Below are 23,629 nucleotides of genomic sequence, written 5' to 3' on the forward strand. Positions count from 1 at the left end.
GGTTGGCACTAATAAGCAGGTGTGTACGCGGAGAAAGACCGGCTGCTGATCGCAACGGGGGCGGGGGAAAGTTTTATCCGAGTCGGCTAGACAGCTTAGTAATCACAAGACTATTTTCCGGATATATGGTTATAAATCTGAACTTTTCCGGGCTGAATAAGCAATTCTAAAAAGGCGACGCCTTTTCGGATTTTGGGCAGGAGGAAAAACTTTTCCCCCGCCCCTACTTGAACGGGAGGAAAAATCCAGCCTTCCCGCGCACGGCCAGCTTCGAGCCAGCCCCGCGCCAACGCAGAATCAGCTAGGCAAGTTTTCTTTGGCTTGGTGGGTGCGCTGGTCGAAATCTTCTACGCTGTTTTTGGAATCCCCGCCTAGCGGGGAAGAAACCAGGGGAACTTTCTTGAAGGTTAACGCCGGGTCATAGGGCATAGGACGCTGACCTTTACGGCGCGCTGTCGCTATCAGGCTGACGAGCCAAGATATTAACGTCCAGATTGCCAATACCACCACCGCTTTGCCCAAGCGTAGTTCTCCGCCCGCAATCGCGGCACGGATAGTGCGCGCCACATGGGTCATGGGGAACAGTGGGCTAAGGAACTGGAAGAACTTGGGGGCAGTTTCCACCGGGAAAGTAGCTCCGGTCGAGGTGATTTGCAAGCACAGCAAGATTACCGACAGGGCGCGTCCTCGGTATCCCAAAGCTGCTACGCAAGCCTGGTTTACTGCCACATATCCGATAGAAGCTAATACAGCTATTAAAATCAGGGCTCCGAAGTTTTGGGCATTGAGCTTCAGGAATAGTTGCAGTCCAATCACTACCGTAATCGCTTGTAACGCGCCAAATAGTGCTCCGATGGACATAGAGCGGAAACCACAACGCCAGAAACTTTCCTGGGGGTGACGGCGCAAATCTAAGGCGGGGAAAATCAGGAAGATGGCAATCCCGCCAATCCATAGACACAAGGCCATGAAGAAAGGAGCGAATCCGGCTCCATTATTATTTACCGGATTTTGGCGCACCGATTTTACATTTGCCACGCCACTGGCCGCTTGAGAAACTTTTTCTGCCTGTCCCCGGTCAACGGTGGGAACCTGTTTGGCGCCATCGCGTAGCCCCTCCTCCAGGCTAGAGGCACCTGTGGTTAGTTTACTAATTCCGTTAGAAAGCTGCTTCCCGCCCTTGAAAGCCTTACCTGCCCCCTGCGAAAAAGCATCAAGACCACCACTCAGATCACCTACGCCCTGGCGCAGCTGCGCCGAATTTTTGTCTAAGGTTGCCGCCCCGGAAGCAAGTTTGCCTACTCCCTGTTGTGCCTGTTCTAACCCATTGGCGAGGGCGAAGGTTCCATCTCGCAAGGTAGGTTTTTGCTGTCCCAGGTTAGTTTTCCCGCTGAGAGCGGTTTGTCGGTTAAGTTCTTTTACTCCCTGATCGGCCGCATTCAATTTGTGTTTGAGCTCTTGCGGATCAACCTGGGAAAGTTTGCCCGCCATGGTTATTAGGCCTTGACCTTTGGTGATGTTTTCGGATAGTTGTTTCAGAGTTAGCCCCTGCTGGTTTGCCATCTCAGAGAGCAAGTGGCATGGCGGGGCGGAAGGAAGCGCCGCTGGGGGCAGCTGCGAGCATTTTTCTGCCGTCTGTTTAAGCTCGTCCAACAAATGGTTAATTTTGACGGTATCGATATTGACCTGTGAAAGCGGGGTTAACAGATCGACTAAGTCGTTTCCACTTTTAGCTAGGGCGCTAACTTCGGGCTGGATAGCCGCTACTTGTTGGTGAATCTGGTCAATGCCGCCGTCAATTTGCTTGGCTCCCGTAACCAGCTTCGGCATATTGCTATTTAGCTGGTTAATCCCAGAATTTAAACTGGATACTCCGCCGGTATAGGCGGTGATTCCATCTCGCAGTTTCAGGGAGCCATTGCGGATTTTAACGCTGCCATCCGCGAGTTCACCTAATCCTACAACCAGGGTATCGGTGCCGTCTCCTAATTTGTCTCCGCCCTCGACCAGTTGCCCAGCACCAGAGGCAGCATCTAGGAATCCTTCTTTTAGGGGACCAGTGGAAAGTAAAAGTTGATCGATATACCCGGCAGCGCCCTCTTGGGATAAGGCAGCTTGTAATGCCAGAGCAGCAGATGTTGCCATCGTGCCCTGAAGATAGTTAACCGAGTCATCTGTGCGCAGCTCCAACTGGGCTTTCTGATCGGGAACCTGCAATTGCGGATCGGCAAGTTTTGCGTAGGAACTGGACAAATTGTTGGGGATGAGTAGCAATGCTTTATAGGTGCCATCCTGCAGTCCCGATTTGGCTTGCGGGAGGGAAGATTTCGTCCAGTCAAAGCCGGGAGCGTCATCTTTGTAGAGTTCTTTTTCCAGGCTTTTTCCTAGATTCAGGGTTTTTTCGCCATTTGCAGTGGCGGCGGTAGCTGGCTGATCCAGGTTTACCACCGCGGCTTTCAAAACGTTCACCCGTTGCATGGGATCTTCATACGCCCAGGTAAACAGGCCAGAATACATTAGGGGGATCACCAAGATGCCCAAAATTACGATCAGGTTAGAAATAGTGTTCCAACGGGATTTCTTCCCCATCGTGCCTCCGATATTCAGGTGTAACTGCTTTCTAAACGGATACGATACACTGGTGTATCGTATCGTGTTAATTGGGGTTTACCCCCATTTTTTGGTAGTAAACCAGCTTCCAGCGGCAATCCCCAGATATAGGGCGAAACTCACTATCTGAACGCTCCTCATTCACCTGCCAAAGTTGGGGGGAAATCTGGGGGGCATGAGCATATTCTGGGTGGTCTCCCACATCTAAATCCAGGTAGGTAACTGCCAGTTCATCGGCGATTCTCATCCCCTCTTCGTAAAGGCGCGCCCCGCCGGTAATCCAGCAAATTTCCGCGCCCGAAGTCGCCGCCAACTGGGTGGCCTGAGATAAAGAAGACGCTATCTGCGCGCCCTCGGCCTGATACCCCTCCTGAGAGGTTAAAACTATATTTAACCTGCCTGGCAGAGGCTGTTTTCCCAAAGCTTCAAAAGAACGGCGTCCCATAATGATTGGGCTGCCCATAGTGGTGGCTTTGAAGTGTTTAAAGTCAGCGGGAACGTGCCAGAGCATTTTCTGTCCATCCCCGATAACCCGGTGTGCGGCCTGTGCCCAGATCATGCCAATCTTCATCACTTGCCTCCTAAACCGCTATCGGTGCCTTAATGGTCGGGTGGTGACGATAGTTATCGATCTCGATATCTTCCCAGCGGTAAGCGTAAAGATTATCGGCACGGTTAAGACACAAAGTGGGGAAGGGATAGGGCTCGCGGGAAAGCTGCTCGCGTACCTGAGTCAAATGGTTGTTGTAAATATGGCAATCCCCGCCGGTCCAAATCAGATCTCCCACGTCTAACCCGCTTTGCTGCGCCAGCATGTGGGTTAGCAAAGAATAGGAAGCAATATTGAAGGGAACGCCCAGGAACATATCGCAAGAACGCTGATAAACCTGTAAAGAGAGGCGGCCAGCGGCTACATAGGTCTGGAATAGCAGGTGGCAGGGGGCAAGCGCCATTTCATCTAGTTCGGAAACATTCCAGGCGGATACCAGCATGCGGCGCGAGGACGGATCGTTCTTAATAGTAGAAAGCAGGTTCTCAATCTGGTCGATATTGCCATGAGGACTGGGCCAAGAACGCCACTGGACTCCGTAAACTGGCCCTAACTCGCCCTCTTCGTCGGCCCAATCATCCCAGATGTGAACCTTTTTTTCCTGCAGGGGATGCACATTAGAGCTGCCGGATAAGAACCAGAATAATTCTTCGGCAACTCCCCGCATAAACACCCGTTTAGTGGTAATCAAGGGGAAAGACTCCGCCAAGTTATAGCGTAGCTGGGCTCCAAACAGGGAGCGGGTTCCGGTTCCGGTACGATCCGCTTTCTCGCTGCCAGTTTCTAAAATCTTGGCTAGTAAATCCTCGTATTGCCTATCTATCATGCCCTCACCTTTCGCTAGTCACTAGCCCACATTCTAGCCGGTTATTAGCGTTTTTGCGCGGAAGTCTGCTGAGCATAACAATCAGGGCAAACAGAAATGCGGCTGGAAATTTTAACCTTCTAATCGGTGAAGAAATCTGGCTTCCTCTCAGAGGAGGGGCTTGGTATTGCAGTTAAGTCGATGCTCGGAGCCAATTCCACCATTAGGTCACTAGCGGATTTCTCCCGGCTTTCCCCGAGAGCAGCCTGTACTCCCTCTACGGTTCGCCGCGCTACCGCCTTGCCCGATAAATAACCCACCCCGGCACCAATCCCAAAGGGAATCAAACGTCCAAGCATTCTTCCCGCGGTGCGATGAGCCAGTTTCTTCGATGCATATTTCATCAGGGCTTTATTTACCTGTCCCAAGGTAGGAGAGGAAAGATTCTTTAGGGAAGCGCGTGCCCAATTAATGGTGTGGAGCCCCAGCTGGTCAGAAACAATCTCTGCGCCGTCTTCTCCTAGCAGGCTAGATAACACCAGGGTGCGCCGCTGTTCGCGATCTTGAGGATGCACCCCGTGTAGGCGAGAAACTCCCAAAATGAAACTGGTGGTCTGTACTGCGTATACTGCCAGTTCACCAGCGGTTAGCCCCAGGGCGATCCCCGTTCCGCTTCCCGGAACTGCCGCCCCTGCCCCCACTGCCGAAGATGCGTATGCAGTGCGCTTAATATACTGCTTGGTTAAAATCTCCTCTAGTTCGTGCAGGTCTGAGTGGGGGTGTGCTTTGGCTAGCCGTAACAGTTTATTGTCAATATATTCGCTCGGAATATCTAGAACCGCGTCAAGTACTTCCCCAAAGTTAGTTGCTTTCCGTGCTTTCGCCACCGACTCCCGCAGTGCCTTGGCAATCTGTTTTTGGGAGCCGCGCTCCGCGGGATTGAAAAACTTGGGAACTTTTAGCTCAATCATTTGAGGGTCTCCTGGCCGTACTGGTAGTGGAAACTGAGTAGAATTATAATTACTGGTTGCTATCAGGTTAATCGGCTCTGCTATAAGTGGCGACCGAATGTAATAAATAGCTTGGAAGAAAGGGGCAGCGTTTGCGGGATTTCGAAATGGTGATTCGGTATCCTACCTCATCAGAGCAGGTTTTACGGATGCTAACGGATTTAGCTTTTTTGGAATTTCGCTGGACGCAAATACCGGAAACCCAATGTCAGGTGCAGCTGGAATCGATGGGGGCAGCAACTTATATCTCACGAGTAAAAGTGGATATTGAGCAGTTTAAAATATCTTCTTCTTATGGGAAGCTACTTCCAGATCAGCTAGTAATCGAAGTGACAGAGAGATGGCGGGACAAACCAGGTCCCGGTCTGGTCGCGCGAGGCGAGTTACAGTTGCGAGTGGAAAAAATTCCCCTGAGAGTTCAGGCCGAAACCTCTCTAGAGTCTGTCGGAACAGGTAGAAATCAAAGCTTGCGGCGAATCAACGGAAATCTGAGAGTGGATATCCCGCTTATTGGCGGCAAGGTGGAACGTGAAATTCTTACCCACTTGCCGGATTTTGCTCATGGGGAAGAGGAAGCAGCGAAGCGTTGGCTTGCTAAATAACACCGTTTAAAGGTTTCTACGTTTGCCGATACCACCGGGGGGACGTGCCTAGCATAGACTGGTAGACGTGAGCGGAATGCGGGAACTGATTCTCCGGTATGGAAAGGATCTATCGGAAGACGATATTGGTCATTTGCATATGCTGGTGGGAGACTGGCAGGTGCTATCCGATATCGCTAGTGCCGATTTGATTTTATGGATTCCCGATGACCGGGGACGGTTTCTGGCGATAGCTCATACCCGTCCGGCATCCGGTTTTACCATTCACCTTGATGATGTGGTGGGTTTAGCGGCTTCCCCGATGCGTTCAGGCATGTTAGCGGCTGCTTTTGCCCCCGACTCCCGACCCGGAGTTCCTGAGGTGCGCTGGGCAGGATCATATTCGGTGATAGCCAGTGCCCTGCCAGTCAGGAATGAAGGGCGAGTAGTGGCGGCGTTGACTCTAGAAGTTAATATTCAATCACTACGGGTATTTGAACAGCAAGAACAGTGGTTTCATCAGATTGCCAACTTAATATGTGAAATGATTTCGCGGGGCTCTTTTCCCTCTGCTTCTGTTCCACCGTCCTCCATACATGGGATGCCGCGTGTAATTGATGGTGCCATTAACCTTGATGCTGAAGGACGGGTGTTGGACTTGACCCCGAATGCTCGCTCCTGTTTGCGGCGCTTAGGGCTCCGTGATGAGGTTAACGGCGAGGTATTGGCGGAGCTAATAACCGAGGTGGTGCAAGACCAATCTCAAGTAGATGAAGCATTGCCGGTAGTAATCATGGGGAAAGCTTCCTGGCTGGCGGAAGTGGAGTCGCCGGCAGGGACAGTATCTTTCCGAGCGCTTCCACTGGAAGATGAAGGCAAACGCACGGGCGCCCTCCTTTTATGTCGGGACGTGACCGAGATGCGTCGGCGAGAACGCGAATTAATGACTAAGGATGCCACTATCCGCGAAATTCATCATCGGGTGAAAAATAATCTGCAGACCGTTTCTGCGCTGCTGCGCATGCAGATTCGGCGCTCAGATTCTCCGGAAGTAAAGGCTGCTTTGGGGGAGGCCGAGCGGCGGGTAGCCTCGATTGCGCGTGTGCATGAAGAACTATCGCAAACGGTCAGCGAAACCGTGGACTTTGACAATATGATTTCGCGACTATTGCGAATGTCAGCGGCAATGGCGGCCACTGACCAAGTAGTGGAAACTGATTTCCGGGGCAGCTTTGGGATAATAGATGCTGATACTGCCTCGGTGTTGGCGGTGGTGATTTCTGAGTTAGTAGCTAACGGGGTTGAACACGGATTATCTGGTCATGGTGGCAAAGTTACTCTGGAGGCCAAAAGAGAAGGAAGCGAACTAGATGTTTGGGTACGTGATGATGGCGTAGGCCTGGGGGATAAACCTCTTTCGGGCTTGGGTACATCAATTGTGCGTACTTTAGTGCGCGGTAATTTGAAAGGCGTGATTGATTGGAGCAGCCCGGAGCAGGGGGGTACTCAGGTGCATATTCATGCCCATTTAGAGGGGGAAGCAAAATAAATGGGCAAATCACGCAAGCGTCGCGGATGGCCACAGCTTCCCGTGCCTTTAGCGGGGAAAATCGTCGATAACCACACACATTTGCCGCTATGGGAAGAACAGATTCCCCTGGTAGAGGGGGTACGTCTTAGTTTAGCTGAGCAATTGGAACGCGCCGGTCAGGTGGGGGTAAGCGCCATGATTACCTCGGGTTGCCAGCTTGATGAGTTAGCTCCCACTGTAGAGGTGAGCGAAGAATATCCCCAGGTGTTTTGTGCCCTGGCGATTCACCCTAATGAGGCGGCATTGCATGAAAAAGTGGTAGCTACGGCCCCTGACGGACAAACCTATCAATTGCAGGAGTGGCATCGGCAGTATTCCTTAGAAGCAGCGGTGGCTCAGGTTTATGCCGCCGCGACTTCTGCACCCAAATGCGTGGCTATTGGGGAGACCGGTTTAGATTATTTTCGTACTTCTCCCCAGGGGCGGCAGGCACAGCAACAGGGCTTTCGGATGCATATTTCGCTAGCTAAGGAACTGGGGCTGCCCCTGCAGATTCATGATCGAGAAGCACACGCGGATACTATCCGGATTTTGCTAGAAGAAGGTGCCCCAGAACGGACGGTGTTCCACTGTTTTAGTGGCGATAAGGAAATGGCGCAGGTACTGGCAGAGCAGGGATGGTATGCCTCGATTGCCGGGCCGGTTACCTATAATGCTAATCAGTGGCAGCGGGAAGCAGTCGCGGCGATGCCGGCTTCCCTATTACTGGTGGAAACCGATGCCCCCTATTTAACCCCTCACCCACATCGCGGACAGCCGAACGCTTCCTATATGAGTGTGTGGACAGTGCGGAAGCTGGCAGAAATAACTGGGCGGAGTGAAAGTGAGATGGCTGGTCAGCTGCTAAAAAATACCCGTGAGGTTTACGGGGAGAAAATCTCTGGGTTTGCGGATTAGCGGTCGGAAAATACCGGCTGTAAACATGGGGTGAGCTACCAAAATGGGGTGTCCTATGACACCCGGAAAATTATTTCGAAGGGGTAGCTTTTTGGTAACAATCAGGTTACAGTTGTTATCGTTGAGGAATTTGCTAATGGTTTCATAGTTAAAACCGGATCAGCGAGGTTTGAAGTGAGCAGGAAATATCAGCGCATTAGCGCCAAAACCACGGCGATTTTTGCCGGGATCTCTGCCGCGATTGTTTTGGGTGGGGGAGTGGCTGTAGCCAGCGAATATAAGACAGTTTCGGTTACGGTAGATGGAGCCACCCGTCAGGTGCAAACTATGAATCGCACGGTAGCGCAAGTAGTTTCGGATATGGGAATTAAAGTTGGGCAATACGATCAGGTGATTCCCGCCCTTGGCACCCAGATGTCCCGGAATCAGCAAGTTAAAATTGTGCATGCGCGCCCGGTGGTGCTACAGGGAACCAAAGATGCAAAAATTGGCTGGGGATTAAGTGATCAAGACGCTCCTAAGTTGCGGGCAACTTTTAGGGTTGATGGTCAGGAAGTTAGCGGCTCCTATAAACAAGGTTCGGATCCCCGGGTAGCAGCGCAGGCTGCGGGAATTGAACTTGCGGCTCTTGACCGGGTAACGGTGGAAAAAGCCGGTGAAGGCGTGGCTATGATTCGGGTTTCCCGGGTAGAGCGGGGGGTTACTAAAGAAGAAAAAGTTAGCGCCCCTCCGGTTAAAGAAGTCGAAGATAAGAACCTGGAACCTGGGAAGAAAATTGTCGAAGACGAGGGCAAAGAAGAAGTTGTCGCTAAAAGTACTTTCGTAGAAAAAGTCGATGGGGAAGTGGCTTTTAAGTCCCCAGAACAAGTAACTACTTTAGTCAAAGCAAAGCCCAAGATTGTGCGGGTAGGGCCGGCAGATAGCTCGATTAATACCGATTATGGGCCGGTGGTTCCTGCCGGGGAAGCGCAAGAGATTGCCCACGAGATGGTGATTTCTCGGGGCTGGTCTGAGAATGATTTTACCTGTCTGGTGAAGCTATGGAACCGAGAGTCGGGGTGGAATACTCAGGCTGGAAACCCCAGTTCGGGTGCCTACGGGATTCCCCAATCTCTACCGGCGGATAAGATGGCCTCTGCCGGTGCAGACTGGCGTACTAATCCCGCCACCCAAATCAGGTGGGGGCTTGGTTACATTGCCGGACGTTATAGTGATCCCTGCGGAGCTTGGCGTCATTCTGAGAACCAGGGCTGGTATTAGTAGGCTAGAGGGGTGGAAGAAAACCCGCCTGTTAGGCTGCTCACTGCCAGTGTTATTAACCAGCTCTGCCATCAGCTAGATATTCGTCCTACCAAACAGCTAGGACAAAACTTTGTTACCGAGCCCAGTGCTATTAGAAAAATCGTGCGCGAAGCTGGGGTAGAAGCGGGTGACCAGGTACTAGAAGTTGGTCCCGGGCTAGGATCACTAACTTTGGGGCTGTTAGAAGCAGGAGCTCGCGTGACTGCCTGCGAGATCGATCCACGACTCGCTAGTTTTTTGCCGGCAACTATTCGCAGCCATGCTTCCGGGGCTGCCGCTCAGATGTTCCTGATTCAAAAGGATGCTTTAAAGCTAGTCCCAGCCGATTTAACAGGATTGTCAAGTGTTGATGAGGAAGCAAAGGACGCTGGCATTGAGCGCGGGCGTAAGGCTCCGGATGTATCCTCTGTGTCTAGCAGAGATTTTTCCCCAAAGATTTTGGTGTCTAATCTGCCCTATAATGTCGCGGTTCCCGTGTTGTTACATTTATTCGCGGCTTTCCCGTCTATTAAACGCGCGCTAGTGATGGTGCAAAAAGAGGTTGCGCTGCGCCTGTGTGCCCTCCCGGGGAACAAAGTTTACGGGGTGCCCAGCGTGAAAATAGCCTGGTATGGTCAGGCGCGGATGGGTTCTGAGATTTCCCGGCGAGTATTTTATCCGCAACCCAACGTAGATTCAGCGCTAGTAGAAATTACCAGGGAAACAAATCCTCTAGATATCGGGGTTTTGGAGGGGGAGCTAGGTAATTTGTCTTCTAGAGCGGGATCTGCAGGAGAGAAAGAAGTAGAGAGGCAAGAGGTATTTAACCTAGTTGACCAGGCGTTTGCTTCCCGGAGGAAGATGCTGCGTGCGGGGTTAAAATCTTGGGCGCAGCCCCTGGCTGCTGAGTCCCTGTTGCAAGCCTGTGGAATCGATCCCACCGCGCGTCCCGAAAACCTGGAGGTAAAACAGTTTGTGGCGCTTGCTAGGTTGCGTCGTGCCCTGCTTGCTGGTTTTGAGAACTTTTCAGAGAGCGCTGCAACTTCCGGTGAGCAAACCGACTCGGAAGCAGTAAGCGCGGCTTGCTTCGATCCCGGTTGCGGCGGTAAAACCGGGAAGAAAATCGGTATTGCCAGTGCAAATGCTAAAATAAATCTCTTTTTAGCCTGCGGAGAATCAGTAGCGGGGTATCACCGTCTCTCAACGGTGTTTCAAGCTGTCAGTCTGAAAGAGACCGTAGAGATAACTCTGCAGCCTAACGGTATTGATCTGGAAGTTTCCTATAGCGCTCCGCCAGGTGCGGTGGGATATCATCCCGGACGCGACCAAGAGGCGCTAGCTGATCTAGATCCCCAAGATAACCTGGCTACCCGAGCGTTCATGCTGGTAGCTGAGCATTGTGGTTACCAGGGTGGCGTACGTATACAGCTTAATAAGCAGGTTCCAGTAGCTGCCGGGATGGCGGGCGGGTCTGCTGATGGGGCAGCAGCGTTACTGGCCGCTAATCAGGTACTGGAAGCCGGACTTAGTCGGGAGGAGTTAGCCGAACTGGCTGCCAGCCTGGGTGCGGATGTTCCGTTTGGGCTCTATGGGGGAACCTGTTTCGCGGATCGGCGCGGAGATCGGATTACCCCCTTGCCTCCGGCGAAACGCTTACACCTGGTGGTGGCAGTTTCGCCGGAGACTTTACCTACTCCGCAAGTTTTTAAACAATTTGACCAGGTGGGTGCGGAGCAGGCAATAACGCCAACGCTACCGGAGATAAGCCCCCTTTTAGAGGCGCTATATGCCGGAGACTTCGGCTCCCTTGCAAAGTTAGTCCGTAATGATTTGCAAGCCTCGGCTTTACTCTTAATTCCACAGTTGAAGGCAACGATGGAATTGGCTAGGGAGCTGGGCGGTATTCCTTTTATATCTGGTTCAGGTCCCAGCGTCATTTGCCTGGTAGACGGCGCAGCGAAGGCGGAAAAACTGGCGGCGGAGCTTGCGCAGCTAGAGCAGGTAGCCTATACGCTTCCGCTGGTTTTTAGCCCTTCCCGTCAGAATCTATCTGGAAAGCAGTGGTTGGCGTGAGCATCTTTTTAGCCGGTACCCACGAAGCCGGTGCCCTCGCCGGGCCGCGCCGCCTGCTTTCCGGAATAACCGTTAGCCTCGAACCCTGCGACCGGATCGGGATTTTAGGTCCTAATGGCGCCGGAAAATCTACTCTGCTGCGGCTGTTGAGCGGAACCCAAGAACCCGATAGTGGCACTGTTACTTATGCACCTGGGGTGAGTTTTTCTTGCCTCTCCCAACAACAAACCCTGGATCCGACGCTCAGCGTGAAAGAGGAAGTCCACGGAAAAATCCCTGACTATCAGTGGGCATCACAGCCGCACCTACGACAAATCGATGAGGGAATCCTTCCGGATATAGATTTATCCACTAAATGCGCAGAGCTGTCTGGGGGACAGGCACGCCGGGTAGCCCTGGCACGTACCCTGGGCAAAGGTGACTCCATCTTGGCTTTAGATGAGCCCACTAACCACCTAGATGTAGAGGGGGTTGCCTGGCTGGCACGTTACCTCAATAACCGTTTTACCTCTGGAAATGGGGCGTTAGTGGTGGTTACTCACGACCGCTGGTTCTTGGATGCGGTTTGTAACCGGATTTGGGAGGTAGTTCCCGGAGTCGACCCTGGATATGGACGGGAGCAGATTCCTGGACATGTGGAAGAATATGAGGGTTCTTATGCCGCCTATATACTTGCCCGGATGGAGCGGGCGCGACAAGCCCAGGTGGCGGAAGAAAAACGACAAAATCAGTTACGCAAAGAACTTGCCTGGTTACGGCGGGGAGCCCCGGCGCGTACCTCCAAACCAAAGTTTCGGATTGAGGCGGCCGAAGCCTTGATTAGTGATGTTCCTCCGCTGCGCGACAGTGTGGAGTTAATACGTCTGGCCTCGGCACGCCTGGGTAAGCGGGTAATCGAGTTGGAGGACGTGTCCTTTTCCTATCCCGGGTCAAAGCGAAAAATCTTAAATCAGGTGACCTGGCGGTTAAATCCTGGTCAGCGGGTAGGGGTTATCGGGATTAATGGTGCGGGTAAATCCACTTTACTGGGGATTATGAGTGGGAAACTCACTCCCACCGCCGGCAAAGTTAAACGAGGAAAAACTGTACAGCTAGCCACCTTGGAGCAAATTCCCCAGATCCGGGGAATGAATCCCGATTTGCGAGTGGTGGAAGCAATATCGCAGATCAAAGAACGAATCCAATGGGGGGAACAAGAAATTACCGCCGCCAAACTGGTAGAAAAACTGGGGTTTAGTAAAGAACGTGCCTGGACTCGAGTAAGTGACCTTTCAGGCGGGGAAATGCGGCGTTTGCAGATCGCCTCTCAGCTGCTGGCCGAACCTAATGTGTTGATCCTGGATGAGCCCACCAATGACCTAGATACTGACACTTTGACACAGTTAGAGGATCTGTTGGATTCCTTCCCGGGAACTCTAGTGGTGGTCAGTCACGACCGTTACTTATTGCAAAGAGTGACTGATTCGCAGGTAGCGCTGCTGGCGGACGGTACTTTGGCGGCACTGCCGGGGGGAGTTGAACAGTATTTGCAGCTACGGGCATCCGGGGAGTTTTCTGCAGGTAGCGACCGGGGGGCTGTCGCTAAAACTACCGCGGAGGGTAGCGAGAAAACCGGGAGGCAAGCACAAAAAAGCGGCGCAGAGATTTATCGGGCACGCAAAGAGCTTTCAGCCACCGAAAAGAAACTGGAGAAGCTACAGCAACAGCTCAAACAGGTAGATGAAGACTTAAGTGAAGGTGCTGCTGATACTTCTCCGGAAGGATTAGCGCACCTGCAACGACTTAATCAACGTCGTGCTCAATTAGTCAGCGCAGAGGCAGAGCTAGAAGAAAACTGGTTGCGCCTGTTAGAAAGCATGGAGTAGGTCGGTGGTAGCTCTGATAGGTAGAACCCACCCGGCCATCAGCGCGAAAATCGGGAATCTGGTAGCTGGCTAGCGCAGAGGGCGCACCGGGGTGCCCTCGAAAGGCAAAAGTAAGCGTCGCAACAGTCCAGAAAGTGTCGCGCGCTCGTCCTCGTCCAGAGGAGAAACTAACTCTGATTCTCGTTGCAGAAGTTCTTTGAGAGCCGCATCCACTCGGGTGACTCCTTTGTCAGTAAGGGTCACCAGCACTGCGCGACGATCGTGGGGGGAGGGTGTGCGTTTGACCAGTCCCTTCTTTTCCAGACGATCGATGCGGTTGGTCATGGTGCCGGAGGAAACCAGTAGTTCCTGGAGGAGAGTACCGGGGGTTAAAGAATAGGGGGCGGCGGCGCGGCGTAATACCGAAAGCACATCGAATTCCCAAGGTTCCATTCCTTGAGCGCTGAATGCTGCTTTACGCGCTAAATCTAGGTGGCGAGCCAGGCGTGCGACTCGGGAATAAACCTCCATAGGAGAAACGTCAAGATCTGGGCGTTCGATCTGCCAGGCAAGAATGATGCGATCAACTTCATCAGTAGCGTCAGAGGAAATATTCTGTGGAATCACAAGGCAAAGTTTACTTGAAGTCGAGACATCGGTCTATGTCAGATGGCCATGAAGAGCATCACGAAGTTAGGTACACCTAAAATATGGATCTGGCCACAGAAAATTGGAGTTGGCCGCACATTTTCAGGTTCTTTCTCTTTGCGTGACAACCCCCGCTGGCATTTGCTTTTGCCTATACCGTGGAATTATTCCCTACAACCACGCTTGAATTAGGTATCGGTGATTTGAGTAAGAAAAACCGTAAAAGAAGGAACACGGTTTTAGGAAAGTTTTTCGGATGTGTAAGATGGAGGGGTATTCCGCCCTGGTGTATAGGTAACACGCGGGCTTTTGGTGCCTTGAGAGCCGGGTTCGAATCCTGGGGGCGGAACTGGCAGTTAAGTGCCTATTCTTTCCAATCCGGCTACCTACAAGGGGTCAAATCGTGGAAAACGCGCCCGCTGCAGCGATTATCTTAGCTGCTGGTAAAGGCACTCGTATGAAATCCGCCCACCCCAAAGTTCTGCATCCCTTGGCGGGTAAAGCGCTGTTAGGACACGCCCTTGACGCCGTTACTGCCCTCAATCCGAAGGCGCTGTGTGTAGTTATCCGGCATGAACGCGAAGCAGTCGCACAGTATGTAAATAGTTACTGCCCACAAGCGATATTAGCGGATCAAGATGAAATCCCGGGAACCGGAAGGGCGGTGCAGTGCGCCCTCCAAAAACTAGGTGAGCAAGGTCAGCTGAATGGAACCGTAGTTATTACCTCAGGAGACGTTCCGCTACTAGAAAGTGCCACCCTAGAAAACCTGCTGGAAACCCAGCAGCAGACCGGTAATCAGGTAACAATATTGACTACTTTGGTGCCCGATCCCACTGGTTACGGACGGATAATCCGTTCCGAAACTGGCGCGGTTACCGCTATTGTCGAAGATCGTGACTGCCAAGAGTCACAACGACAAATTCGAGAAATTAACGCCGGAATCTATGCATTTGATGCCGAATTTCTTACCCACGCCCTTTCTGGTCTTGGCACTGATAATGATCAGGGCGAGGTCTATCTGACTGACACTATCGCCTTGGCCGCCGCTAACGGGCGTGCGGGAACCTATCTGCTTGCTGACTATATACAGGCAGAGGGATGCAATGACCGGGTACAGCTCGCGGGACTGCACCGCGAACACAATCGGCGGATTCTCAACCAACTAATGCGGGATGGGGTTAGCATTATCGATCCCGAAACTACTTGGATTGAAAAGAGCGTTACTATCGCTCCCGACGCCGTGATTTTGCCAGGGTGCGATTTGCATGGCAATACCGCAATTGGTAGCGGAGCCGAGGTCGGTCCCTTCACTTCCCTGACCGATGTAAAGGTAGGGGAGGGCGCTCGGGTGCGGCGCTGTGATTTGCGGGCAGTAAATCTGGCTAGGGGCTCTAATCATTGTTGCGAAACCAACCTGTAGGGCACTTCATGACTTGTAGAATCAAAATATCGGCATGGCGAATCTGGCCAAAAATGAAAGGTAACACGCAATGACGGGGATTAAATCTGCAGGGCAAAAGCATCTTCTTATTGTGCCGGGGCGCGCATACCCCGAGCTCGCACAGGGAATCGCCGAGGAACTACACACCGAGGTGCTACCCACGGTCGCCTATGATTTTGCTAATGGCGAGATATACGTGCGGTTTTCTGAGTCTGTGCGCGGGGCGGACTGCTATGTAGTGCAATCCCATACCGCTCCTCTAAATAAATGGGTAATGGAACAAATGATTATGGTTGATGCCCTCAAGCGAGCATCGGCAGCTCGAATCACCGTAGTTGCTCCTTTCTTCCCTTATGCGCGTCAGGACAAGAAACACCAAGGGCGCGAACCGATTTCTGCACGTCTAATCGCGGATTTATTTAAAACCGCTGGTGCTGACCGATTGATGAGTGTGGATTTGCATGCGGCTCAAGAACAAGGATTCTTTGATGGCCCCTGGGATCACCTCTATGCGCAGCCGGTTCTGATTGACTATGTAAAAAGGCGGGTTGATCAGAGTAATCTTACGATTGTTTCCCCTGATGCTGGTCGTATCCGGGTGGCCGAGAAATGGGCTAACAAGCTTGGGGGCTGTGAGCTAGCGTTCGTACACAAGACTCGGGACACCACTCGTCCTAACGTGGCGGTTGCTCACCGGGTAGTAGGTACGGTTGAAGGGCGTACATGCGTACTGGTTGACGACTTGATTGATACCGGTGGCACCATCGCAGAAGCGGTGAAAGTGCTGCTGCATTCAGGTGCGAAAGATGTGATTGTGGCGGCCACTCACGGGGTACTTTCTCCGCCCGCTGCCGAACGTCTCTCTACCTGTGGGGCACGCGAAATCATCGTTACCGACACCTTGCCGATTTCCGCGGATAAACGTTTCCCGCAGTTGACGGTACTGCCGATTGCACCTTTACTAGCCAGCGCGATTCGTACCGTATTCGATGATGGCTCTGTGACTGCTCTCTTCGATCAAGATTAGGGAAGACTGCCGAAACTAAATGTGAGTTGCCAAACCTTTTCGGCCTTCTGGTTTTACCTGGCCGGATCGGAACTATATTCTAAAGTCAGGTTGCCTCGGCGAGGGCGCATTTGCGCCGTTATCGACGTGGCCGTGGGAAAATCCACGTCCTCCGGGGTTCCGTAAATATCCATAATCCTAAGGAGGAAAATTAACATGGCAGCAGAACTTTCTGCGCAATTACGCAGTGAAACCGGTAAAGGTGCAGCACGTCGGGCACGTAGGGCAGGGCTGATTCCGGCAGTCCTCTACGGTCACACCGTAGAAGAAAACCTGAACCTGAACCTGCCGGGGCACGACACTTTCCTGATTGTGAAAGACAACCCGAACGCGATTATTAACCTGGACGTGGAGGGGGAAAAGCATCTGGTACTACTAAAAGAAATCCAGCGTCACCCGGTGCGTCGCGATATCTTGCATATCGATTTATTAGCGGTTAGCCGCGACGAGAAGGTGGAAGTGGAAGTACCGGTTTCGGTGGTCGGCGAATCTGCTCCTGGTACTGTGGTCAACTTGGAGATCTTCGACTTGCCGGTGCAGGTATCTCCCTTGGAAATCCCCGAAGAAATCGTTATCAACGTTGAAGGTTGGGAAGAAGGCCGAGTACTGCGTGCTAGCGAACTAGAACTACCTGCAGGGGTAGTTACCACTTTGGAAGACGAACACGACGTTCTCTCAATTACTTTGCCGGAGGAAATGCCGGAAGAGCCTGCTGCTGAAGAGGCAGAACAGGGCGAAGATGCTTCCCAGGCCGAAACTAAGGAAACTTCAGAAGAATAACCACTGGTTATACTTTTCGGGGAGGGTTAAACACCCTCCCCGAAATTAATTAGGCTGGAAACTATTTAGAGAGGTCAAACGTGGCAGAATCCTGGCTGGTGATTGGACTGGGAAATCCGGGTGAAAAATATGCTGGTACCCGTCATAACGCTGGTCACCTGGTGGTTTCATATCTGGCACAAACCCAAGGTGAGCGTCTCCGACGCCATAAAACTGGCAGTCAGGTAGCTACTTTGCATCTGGGAATGCCAGGAGAACAGAATTCACCTGTGCAGCTGGCAATCTTAGATTCCTTTATGAACACTTCCGGGATTCCCACGGCAAAACTGGTGAAGTTTTTTGGAATTGATCCGGCTCAGCGGTTACTAGTAATTCATGATGATCTGGACTTACCGGCCTTTGATTTGCGTCTCAAACGGGGAGGAGGCGAAGGGGGGCATAATGGTTTGCGTTCTATAAGCCAGAGTTTAGGAACTAAGGATTATGCTCGCTTGCGGATCGGGATCGGAAGGCCGCATCCGTGGCAAGACCCCGCTGATTACGTGCTTTCGCGCTTTCCCCGAGGGCAGCAAGCAGCCCTTGAAGATGCTCTAGAACGCGCCTGTGAAGCTGTAAGTGAAGTAATAACTGCGGGATTTACTCGCGCTCAACAGCGTCTAAACACTCACGCAAGTTAGGGTTTTAGGTGGCTAGGAATTGATTCAACCTTAGACTCTAACTTTGGCGTCCTTCGCGCTTAACCCCGGTAGGTTGTCCGCGTTTTGTCCTAGCGCTCCGCGCAAGTCCTGGAGACTGCTCAAGGTGGAGGCAATCAAGGCTGTTTGGGTATCAGGGACCACAGTCAGTAAATTCATCTGTACTTGAGAGGCGACTTTTAGCCCCTCGGCTACAGCTTGTTGATCATTTCCGTTTAGATTTGCAAAGGGCTGATAAACCGCTTCCCGTGGATCGGTCCCCAATTGGGTAACCAGCTCTTGTAGCTGTCGGCGTAACAGGGGAGTAATCTCATCGGAAACTAACTGCTTTAGCTGGTCGTCGCGGCCTTGTGCCACATTTTTTTCAATGTTGTATCGCAGGGCGTCTAGCTGTCTAATCCCTTTGTTAAGTTCGTTTTTTTGCTGGTTAGTAAGAGGGATTTTTTCCTTTTTTTCTTTGTGATTTTCATCCGTTTTATCGGGACGCCACTTGCCGTCTTGGTAGCGCCAGGCGGAAAGGGGGCTCGGATTAGCAGAGGGAAAAGTAAGCGAAGCGGCGTGCGCAATCTGTTTATTTTCTCGCTCCATCGCTACTCCGGTAGCCACCAGTATCTTCGCGAGAGCAGTCGTTTGGTTTAACTGCTCGACGGCTTCTGCATCGCCCTGGGAAGGTTCTTGACTCTCTCTGACCAGGGTGGCCAAAGTTAATCCATCGTTGAAGATATTTTTCTGGCAATCAGCCAGTTTTTGTATCAGAGCTTCACCATTTCCTGGAATCCGATAGGACTGCGGTTCCGGAAGGTTCTCTGCTTTTTCTTTCCCGGCTATTTTTACCTGGGGGCTAAGCCAACGTGGACCTAGGACTTTACTGCGTGCCTCAAAATTATTTTTAAACGCCAAGAGGTCAGGGTTGCCGGCAAATACTTGCTCGATACCCGCTCCAATTGCCTCTTGACAGGCGCTGGCGCGGTAGCGCGCTACTTGCGTTTGATCCGCGAGTGCTCCCTCTCCGTTACCATCGTCTATTCGAACCCCACATCCGGACAGACTCAGGGATATAGTTAGCGCTAAAGTAAGGGGAAAAATCCAAGTTTTCTTCATTAAAGTTAAGTTTGCCATGGGTAACATATTTTTTGAAATGAATAATTTGCGAGGGGAAGAAATGGCGAAAGCAAAAACCAAACTTGAAAATGAACTCCAGGAGCTACTGACTACCGATTGCGAGTCGGCCGGTCTTTTTCTTGAGGAGGTATCTCTAAAACGTGCCGGCAAGTATACCCGTCTGGTGGTGACGGTAGATTTGCCTCGCGGCCCGGGAGCGGTGCGAGAAGATCAACTTTCCCGGGCAACCTTAGAGATTTCTCGACATCTCGATGAAGTTGACCCGATTAACGGTGCTTATAACTTGGAGGTTACTACCCCGGGGATTGAGCGTCCCTTAAAGGATGAGCGTCAGTTTTCAAGGGCGATTGGACACCGCGTCACCTTGAAGAGATGTGATGGTCGCAGCGAAGAGGGTAAACTGGTTGCTACGACAACTGAAGAAATCGAACTGGAAACTACCTCGGGGCAGTGCAGCATTCCCCTGACAGACATCGCGCAAGCCCAGATGGTGGTGCAGTTCTAAAGCTCGTAAGGAGCATCATGGATATTGATATGGCCGCGTTACGTATGGTAGAAGCGGAAAAGGGTGTCAGTCTAGATACCCTGATGGCTGCTATCGAGGACGCCTTGTTAAAGGCGTACCACAATGCCCCCGGGGCGCTCGATGACGCGAGGGTAGAAGTTGATCGCAAGAACGGTCATGTAATCGTGATGGCGGCCGAGGTCGATGAAGATGGCAATAAAATTGGCGAGTTCGATGACACTCCCTCGGGTTTTGGGCGCATAGCTACCACTACTGCCCGCTCTATAATTATGCAGCGCCTACGGGAAGCCGAGGATGAACAGGTGCTGGGATCTTTCCGGGATAAGAAGGGTGAAGTTATCTCCGGGGTCATTCAGCAGAGTCGAGAAAGAGATGCGGTCGTGGTAAAAGTGGGCGAGTTCGAGGCGATTCTGCCGAAAGCTGAACAAGTTCCCGGGGAAACGTATCTTCATGGACAGTGGATTCGGGCGGTAGTAGTAAAAACTATGCTCGGCGAGAAAGGTGCGCGGATAGAGATTTCGCGTCGCCACCCCGACCTGGTGCGAGGGCTCTTTGAGCGCGAGGTTCCCGAGATTACCTCCGGAGATGTAGTTATTGAGTCCGTGGCGCGCGAAGCCGGATATCGCACCAAGATTGCGGTGCGACCTACGCGTCCCAATATCAATGCCAAGGGCGCCTGCATCGGGCCAATGGGTAGGCGGGTGCGGGCGGTTATGAATGAGCTTAACCACGAGAAAATTGACATTATCGATTATTCTGAGGACGTGGCGACTTTTGTTGCTAATGCCCTCTCACCTGCGCGTGTTACGTCTGTCACGGTAGAACCGGCTGAACATGTACTAGCGCATGTGGTGGTTCCCGATTTCCAATTGTCACTGGCGATTGGGAAAGAAGGGCAAAATGCGCGTTTAGCTGCTCGTTTAACTGGGGCAAAGATAGATATTCATTCGGATGTTGACCAGGAATCCGCTCCGGAGGAATCCCAAAACCTGTAGTCATGTCTTTGCGCTAGAAAGGCAGCGGCTTCGGCTTATTTCAGCGAACGCGCTACTATAGAAGACGGAACCTAGCATTGGTTGCAATGCTTGCGCCGGTTCTGGGCTTATGCTTTGACCGGTGCTTTATTGTGAGCGGTGTGGGGACTTATTTAGTAAGGTTACCGGCATTTACACCCAGTAGATGCCCGATACAGGAAAGCAGGGTTGGAAGCTGATGGTCACCCGATGAGCAACCAGCGATGATCTGCCAATTAAACCAATAGCCTGCTCCTAGCTGGGCGGGCCAGCAAGGAGAATTGTGGCGAAACTTAGAGTTCATGAGCTAGCTAAAGAGCTCGGAACCACTTCGAAAATTGTGCTGCAGGCACTAAAGGACTCGGGGGAGTTCGTTAAGAGCGCTTCCTCTACTATTGAGGCTCCAGTGGCGCGGAAGATGCGGGAGCATTTTGCCAAACTAACCGACGAGAAACCGGCGGCGGCTCCCAAAGCTAAAGGGGCGAAACAGAAGCCTGCGGCGAAGAGTGCTAAAGCTAAGGCGGAGGTGAAAGCGGAAACCACTAAGGCAACAGCAGCTAAAACCCCAGATAAAAAGGGTGGCGAGCGCAAGGTGGCTTCTGAGCCTCAGGCTAAACCGCAAGCTAAGGGCACCAAGAAAACTACAACTAGTAAAGCCACGCCGAAACCGGGGCCGAAACCGGTCGTTAAAGAAACTAAGGCGAAGCCGCAAGAAACATCAGCTAAACCGGCTCCTAAACCAGGCAAAGCGGCGGCGAAACCCGGTCCGAAACCAGCTCCGCGTCCAGGGGGACCTCGCCCCGGCAACAATCCCTTTGCTTCTTCCCAAGGGATGCCACGTCCCGGCGGTCCTCGCCCCGGGAATAATCCTTTCGCATCCTCTCAGGGGATGCCACGTCCGGGTGGCAGTTCTGGGCAGCGTAAAAACACTGGTCATGGACGTCCAGGCAGGGGTAATCGCCGGGGGGCTACCGCTACTCCCAATGTGATGCCCACTCATTCTGCAGCTACCCCCATGATGGATCAGCCGGCTCCTTCCCGCGGTCAACGGCGTGGTGGAGGCGGACAAGGTGGCCCCGGTGGTCCGGGTGGTTCGGGGCGTCCCGGCGGTCATCGCGCAAACAATCGTGGTCGTGGTGGTTTTGGTGCCACTCAAGGTGCCTTTGGCCGCGGCGGTTCCTCTAAAGCTAAACGGCGTAAATCTAAACGTGCCAAACGTGCCGAGTACGAGCAACAAACTGCGCCAAAAATTGGCGGGGTGCAGGTACCTCACGGCGACGGATCGACGCCTTTACGGTTACGTTCCGGGGCTTCGTTAGCAGATATGGCGGATCGTATTGATTGCGATCCCGCATCCTTGGTCACCGTGCTTATGACTTTGGGGGAGATGGCTACCTCTAACCAGTCTTTGGACGAAGATACCCTGGTAACTTTAGGATCCGAACTGGGTTATCAGGTACAGGTGGTATCGCCTGAGGACGAGGATCGAGAACTGCTGGAATCCTTCGATATTGACTTGAAGGAAGAAGAGCAAAGCGATGAGGAAGACGCTCAGCCGCGTCCTCCGGTGGTTACGGTTATGGGTCACGTTGACCACGGTAAAACCAAACTGCTGGATGCGATTCGCGATACTGATGTCGTGGGCGGAGAGCATGGCGGAATCACTCAGCATATCGGTGCTTACCAGGTAAATATCGATATGGATGGAGTTCGTCGCGCAATTACCTTTATTGATACCCCTGGCCACGAAGCGTTCACCGCTATGCGTGCGCGGGGGGCGGAAGTTACCGATATTGCGATTTTGGTAGTGGCCGCCGATGACGGGGTTATGCCTCAGACGGTGGAAGCAATCAACCACGCGCAGGCTGCTAATGTGCCGATCGTAGTGGCGGTAAACAAGGTAGATAAACCGGAGTCCAACCCGGATAAGGTGCGTGGCCAACTCACTGAATACGGCCTGGTAGCCGAGGAATATGGCGGGGACGTCATGTTTGTTGACGTATCGGCTAAGCAGCGTAAAGGTATTCATGAATTGCTAGAGGCAGTGCTGTTAACCGCGGATGCCGCTCTAGAGCTGAAAGCTAATCCGGATGCGCCTGCCCGTGGAGTGGCAATTGAAACCCGCCTGGATAAAGGACGCGGCGCCGTGGCCACCATTTTGGTGCAGCGAGGTACTTTGCGCGTCGGGGACTCCATTGTGGTGGGATCAGCTCATGGTCGGGTGCGTGCCATGCTTGATGAGTACGGCCACCCAGTCGAGGCAGCCGGTCCTTCCTTCCCCACCGCGGTTCTGGGGCTAACCAGCGTCCCAGGGGCAGGAGATTCACTCTTGGTGGCGGAGGATGAACGTACTGCTCGTCAGATTGCCGATAAACGGCAGGCACAGCAGCGTGCCGCCCAACTAGGTAAACGTCGCAAGCGGATTTCGCTGGAAGATTTCAATGCTGCTTTGGAGCAGGGCAAGGTAGATACTTTGAACCTGATTTTGAAGGGCGATGTGTCTGGTGCTGTCGAGGCTCTGGAAGATTCGCTGCTCAAGATCGACGTCGGAGACGAAGTTCAGTTGCGGATCATCCACCGCGGCGTGGGGGCGATCACCCAGAACGATATCAACTTGGCCAGTGTCGACAATGCAGTGGTTATTGGTTTCAACGTGCGCCCAGCGCAGCGTGTGGCCGAATATGCCGATGCCCAAGGGGTAGATATGCGGTTCTACACCGTCATCTATCAGGCGATTGAAGATGTTGAAAATGCTATGAAGGGGATGCTTAAACCCATCTATGAAGAAAAACAGATGGGGACGGCAGAGATCTTGCAAGTATTCCGTTCTTCCAAGTTCGGTAATATCGCTGGTTCGTTGGTGCGTGAGGGTCTGATCAAGCGGGGCGCTAAAGCCCGTTTGGTGCGTGACGGCGTAGTAGTTGAACCGGAGCTACAGATTTCTTCTCTCCGGCGCGAAAAAGACGATGTTACCGAGGTTCGCGAAGGCTACGAATGTGGTATTTCGTTGGGTGTCAAGGACATCAAGGTTGGCGACCGGATTGAAACCTGGGAAATGGTAGAGAAACCGCGCGAATAGCGTTAGTGGTTGGC

18 protein-coding genes, 1 tRNA gene and 2 pseudogenes are annotated in these 23,629 nt (G+C 52.5%); 15 read left to right on the forward strand and 6 right to left on the reverse strand.

The annotated features are described in order from the left end of the window. Positions 1-297: 297 nt before the first annotated feature. The 4 genes from EFB02_RS03785 to EFB02_RS03800 all read right to left on the reverse strand — a co-directional run bounded on the left by EFB02_RS03785 (position 298) and on the right by EFB02_RS03800 (position 4,936). Entirely contained in the window at positions 298-2,589 is a 2,292-nt protein-coding gene (locus EFB02_RS03785) for a YhgE/Pip family protein (protein WP_122820247.1), read from the reverse strand. A gap of 67 nt (positions 2,590-2,656) precedes the next feature. After that, on the reverse strand, positions 2,657-3,181 hold the full coding sequence (locus EFB02_RS03790) for a dihydrofolate reductase (RefSeq protein ID WP_438947132.1): 525 nt from the start codon (positions 3,179-3,181) through the stop codon (positions 2,657-2,659). Between the two features lie 10 nt (positions 3,182-3,191). Continuing rightward, positions 3,192-3,986, reverse strand: coding sequence for a thymidylate synthase (locus EFB02_RS03795; RefSeq protein ID WP_122820249.1), 795 nt, complete (start codon positions 3,984-3,986; stop codon positions 3,192-3,194). A 119-nt stretch (positions 3,987-4,105) separates the two neighbouring features. Then, positions 4,106-4,936, reverse strand: coding sequence for a hypothetical protein (locus EFB02_RS03800; protein ID WP_122820250.1), 831 nt, complete (start codon positions 4,934-4,936; stop codon positions 4,106-4,108). 146 nt (positions 4,937-5,082) lie between these two features. Here EFB02_RS03800 and EFB02_RS03805 point away from each other — a divergent pair, with 146 nt between their 5' ends. The 7 genes and pseudogenes from EFB02_RS03805 to EFB02_RS03830 all read left to right on the forward strand — a co-directional run bounded on the left by EFB02_RS03805 (position 5,083) and on the right by EFB02_RS03830 (position 13,263). Next, complete coding sequence (locus EFB02_RS03805) at positions 5,083-5,577, forward strand: DUF2505 domain-containing protein (RefSeq protein ID WP_122820251.1); 495 nt, start codon at positions 5,083-5,085, stop codon at positions 5,575-5,577. 76 nt (positions 5,578-5,653) lie between these two features. Continuing rightward, positions 5,654-7,105, forward strand: a complete 1,452-nt coding sequence (locus EFB02_RS03810) for a sensor histidine kinase (RefSeq protein ID WP_122820252.1) — start codon at positions 5,654-5,656, stop codon at positions 7,103-7,105. After that, positions 7,106-8,044 (forward strand): TatD family hydrolase, encoded by a 939-nt coding sequence (locus tag EFB02_RS03815; protein WP_122820253.1) that lies wholly within the window; start codon positions 7,106-7,108, stop codon positions 8,042-8,044. A gap of 258 nt (positions 8,045-8,302) precedes the next feature. Next, positions 8,303-8,947, forward strand: a pseudogene (locus EFB02_RS08930) (ubiquitin-like domain-containing protein); the annotation flags it as partial. A 120-nt stretch (positions 8,948-9,067) separates the two neighbouring features. Next, positions 9,068-9,304: pseudogene (locus EFB02_RS08935) on the forward strand (aggregation-promoting factor C-terminal-like domain-containing protein); the annotation flags it as partial. 12 nt (positions 9,305-9,316) lie between these two features. Further along, positions 9,317-11,398 (forward strand): 4-(cytidine 5'-diphospho)-2-C-methyl-D-erythritol kinase, encoded by a 2,082-nt coding sequence (gene ispE / locus EFB02_RS08700; protein WP_160115367.1) that lies wholly within the window; start codon positions 9,317-9,319, stop codon positions 11,396-11,398. Continuing rightward, a complete protein-coding gene (locus EFB02_RS03830; RefSeq protein WP_234992722.1) occupies positions 11,395-13,263 on the forward strand; it encodes an ABC-F family ATP-binding cassette domain-containing protein in 1,869 nt (622 codons plus the stop codon). The genes ispE and EFB02_RS03830 overlap by 4 nt, the downstream gene beginning before the upstream one ends. 69 nt (positions 13,264-13,332) lie before the next feature. On the opposite strand, the gene EFB02_RS03835 is transcribed toward EFB02_RS03830, so the two are convergent. Then, positions 13,333-13,869 carry a MarR family winged helix-turn-helix transcriptional regulator gene (locus tag EFB02_RS03835; RefSeq protein WP_327395186.1) on the reverse strand — a complete coding sequence of 179 codons (537 nt, stop codon included), beginning with the start codon at positions 13,867-13,869 and terminating at the stop codon, positions 13,333-13,335. 298 nt (positions 13,870-14,167) lie between these two features. On the opposite strand from EFB02_RS03835, the gene EFB02_RS08705 reads away from it, so the two are divergent. The 5 genes from EFB02_RS08705 (at position 14,168) to pth (ending at position 17,857) form a co-directional block, all read left to right on the forward strand. Further along, a tRNA-Gln gene (locus tag EFB02_RS08705) sits at positions 14,168-14,239 on the forward strand. A 54-nt stretch (positions 14,240-14,293) separates the two neighbouring features. Then, positions 14,294-15,313: a bifunctional UDP-N-acetylglucosamine diphosphorylase/glucosamine-1-phosphate N-acetyltransferase GlmU gene (locus EFB02_RS03840; RefSeq protein ID WP_122820255.1), complete on the forward strand. Its 1,020-nt coding sequence runs from the start codon at positions 14,294-14,296 to the stop codon at positions 15,311-15,313. 70 nt (positions 15,314-15,383) lie between these two features. Then, on the forward strand, positions 15,384-16,361 hold the full coding sequence (locus EFB02_RS03845; protein ID WP_122820256.1) for a ribose-phosphate diphosphokinase: 978 nt from the start codon (positions 15,384-15,386) through the stop codon (positions 16,359-16,361). A 195-nt stretch (positions 16,362-16,556) separates the two neighbouring features. Next, positions 16,557-17,180 carry a 50S ribosomal protein L25/general stress protein Ctc gene (locus EFB02_RS03850; RefSeq protein ID WP_122820257.1) on the forward strand — a complete coding sequence of 208 codons (624 nt, stop codon included), beginning with the start codon at positions 16,557-16,559 and terminating at the stop codon, positions 17,178-17,180. An 80-nt stretch (positions 17,181-17,260) separates the two neighbouring features. Further along, on the forward strand, positions 17,261-17,857 hold the full coding sequence (pth, locus tag EFB02_RS03855) for an aminoacyl-tRNA hydrolase (protein WP_122820258.1): 597 nt from the start codon (positions 17,261-17,263) through the stop codon (positions 17,855-17,857). Positions 17,858-17,887: 30 nt separating this feature from the next. Here pth and EFB02_RS03860 read toward each other — a convergent pair whose 3' ends face one another. Next, positions 17,888-18,994: a hypothetical protein gene (locus tag EFB02_RS03860; protein WP_122820259.1), complete on the reverse strand. Its 1,107-nt coding sequence runs from the start codon at positions 18,992-18,994 to the stop codon at positions 17,888-17,890. 43 nt (positions 18,995-19,037) lie between these two features. Here EFB02_RS03860 and rimP point away from each other — a divergent pair, with 43 nt between their 5' ends. The 3 genes from rimP to infB all read left to right on the forward strand — a co-directional run bounded on the left by rimP (position 19,038) and on the right by infB (position 23,615). Next, the gene (gene rimP, locus EFB02_RS03865) at positions 19,038-19,502 is read left to right on the forward strand and encodes a ribosome maturation factor RimP (protein WP_160115368.1); all 465 of its coding nucleotides are present in this window, start codon (positions 19,038-19,040) and stop codon (positions 19,500-19,502) included. Between the two features lie 17 nt (positions 19,503-19,519). Next, positions 19,520-20,518 (forward strand): transcription termination factor NusA, encoded by a 999-nt coding sequence (nusA, locus tag EFB02_RS03870; protein ID WP_122820261.1) that lies wholly within the window; start codon positions 19,520-19,522, stop codon positions 20,516-20,518. Between the two features lie 301 nt (positions 20,519-20,819). After that, positions 20,820-23,615 carry a translation initiation factor IF-2 gene (gene infB / locus EFB02_RS03875; protein ID WP_122820262.1) on the forward strand — a complete coding sequence of 932 codons (2,796 nt, stop codon included), beginning with the start codon at positions 20,820-20,822 and terminating at the stop codon, positions 23,613-23,615. Positions 23,616-23,629 lie beyond the last annotated feature (14 nt).

The sequence above is a fragment of the Varibaculum vaginae genome (assembly GCF_900604285.1).
In the GTDB taxonomy this organism is placed as follows: domain Bacteria; phylum Actinomycetota; class Actinomycetes; order Actinomycetales; family Actinomycetaceae; genus Varibaculum; species Varibaculum vaginae.

Bases quoted from the DNA above. Each gene is read 5' to 3' on its own strand.
- EFB02_RS03845 (WP_122820256.1), top strand. From the start codon at position 15,384: ATGACGGGGATTAAATCTGCAGGGCAAAAGCATCTTCTTATTGTGCCG.
- EFB02_RS03790 (WP_438947132.1), bottom strand. From the start codon at position 3,181: ATGAAGATTGGCATGATCTGGGCACAGGCCGCACACCGGGTTATCGGG.
- EFB02_RS03805 (WP_122820251.1), top strand. From the start codon at position 5,083: ATGGTGATTCGGTATCCTACCTCATCAGAGCAGGTTTTACGGATGCTA.
- EFB02_RS03815 (WP_122820253.1), top strand. From the start codon at position 7,106: ATGGGCAAATCACGCAAGCGTCGCGGATGGCCACAGCTTCCCGTGCCT.
- EFB02_RS03810 (WP_122820252.1), top strand. From the start codon at position 5,654: ATGCGGGAACTGATTCTCCGGTATGGAAAGGATCTATCGGAAGACGAT.
- EFB02_RS03850 (WP_122820257.1), top strand. From the start codon at position 16,557: ATGGCAGCAGAACTTTCTGCGCAATTACGCAGTGAAACCGGTAAAGGT.
- EFB02_RS03800 (WP_122820250.1), bottom strand. From the start codon at position 4,936: ATGATTGAGCTAAAAGTTCCCAAGTTTTTCAATCCCGCGGAGCGCGGC.
- rimP (WP_160115368.1), top strand. From the start codon at position 19,038: ATGGCGAAAGCAAAAACCAAACTTGAAAATGAACTCCAGGAGCTACTG.
- EFB02_RS03785 (WP_122820247.1), bottom strand. From the start codon at position 2,589: ATGGGGAAGAAATCCCGTTGGAACACTATTTCTAACCTGATCGTAATT.
- nusA (WP_122820261.1), top strand. From the start codon at position 19,520: ATGGATATTGATATGGCCGCGTTACGTATGGTAGAAGCGGAAAAGGGT.
- EFB02_RS03795 (WP_122820249.1), bottom strand. From the start codon at position 3,986: ATGATAGATAGGCAATACGAGGATTTACTAGCCAAGATTTTAGAAACT.
- EFB02_RS03860 (WP_122820259.1), bottom strand. From the start codon at position 18,994: ATGGCAAACTTAACTTTAATGAAGAAAACTTGGATTTTTCCCCTTACT.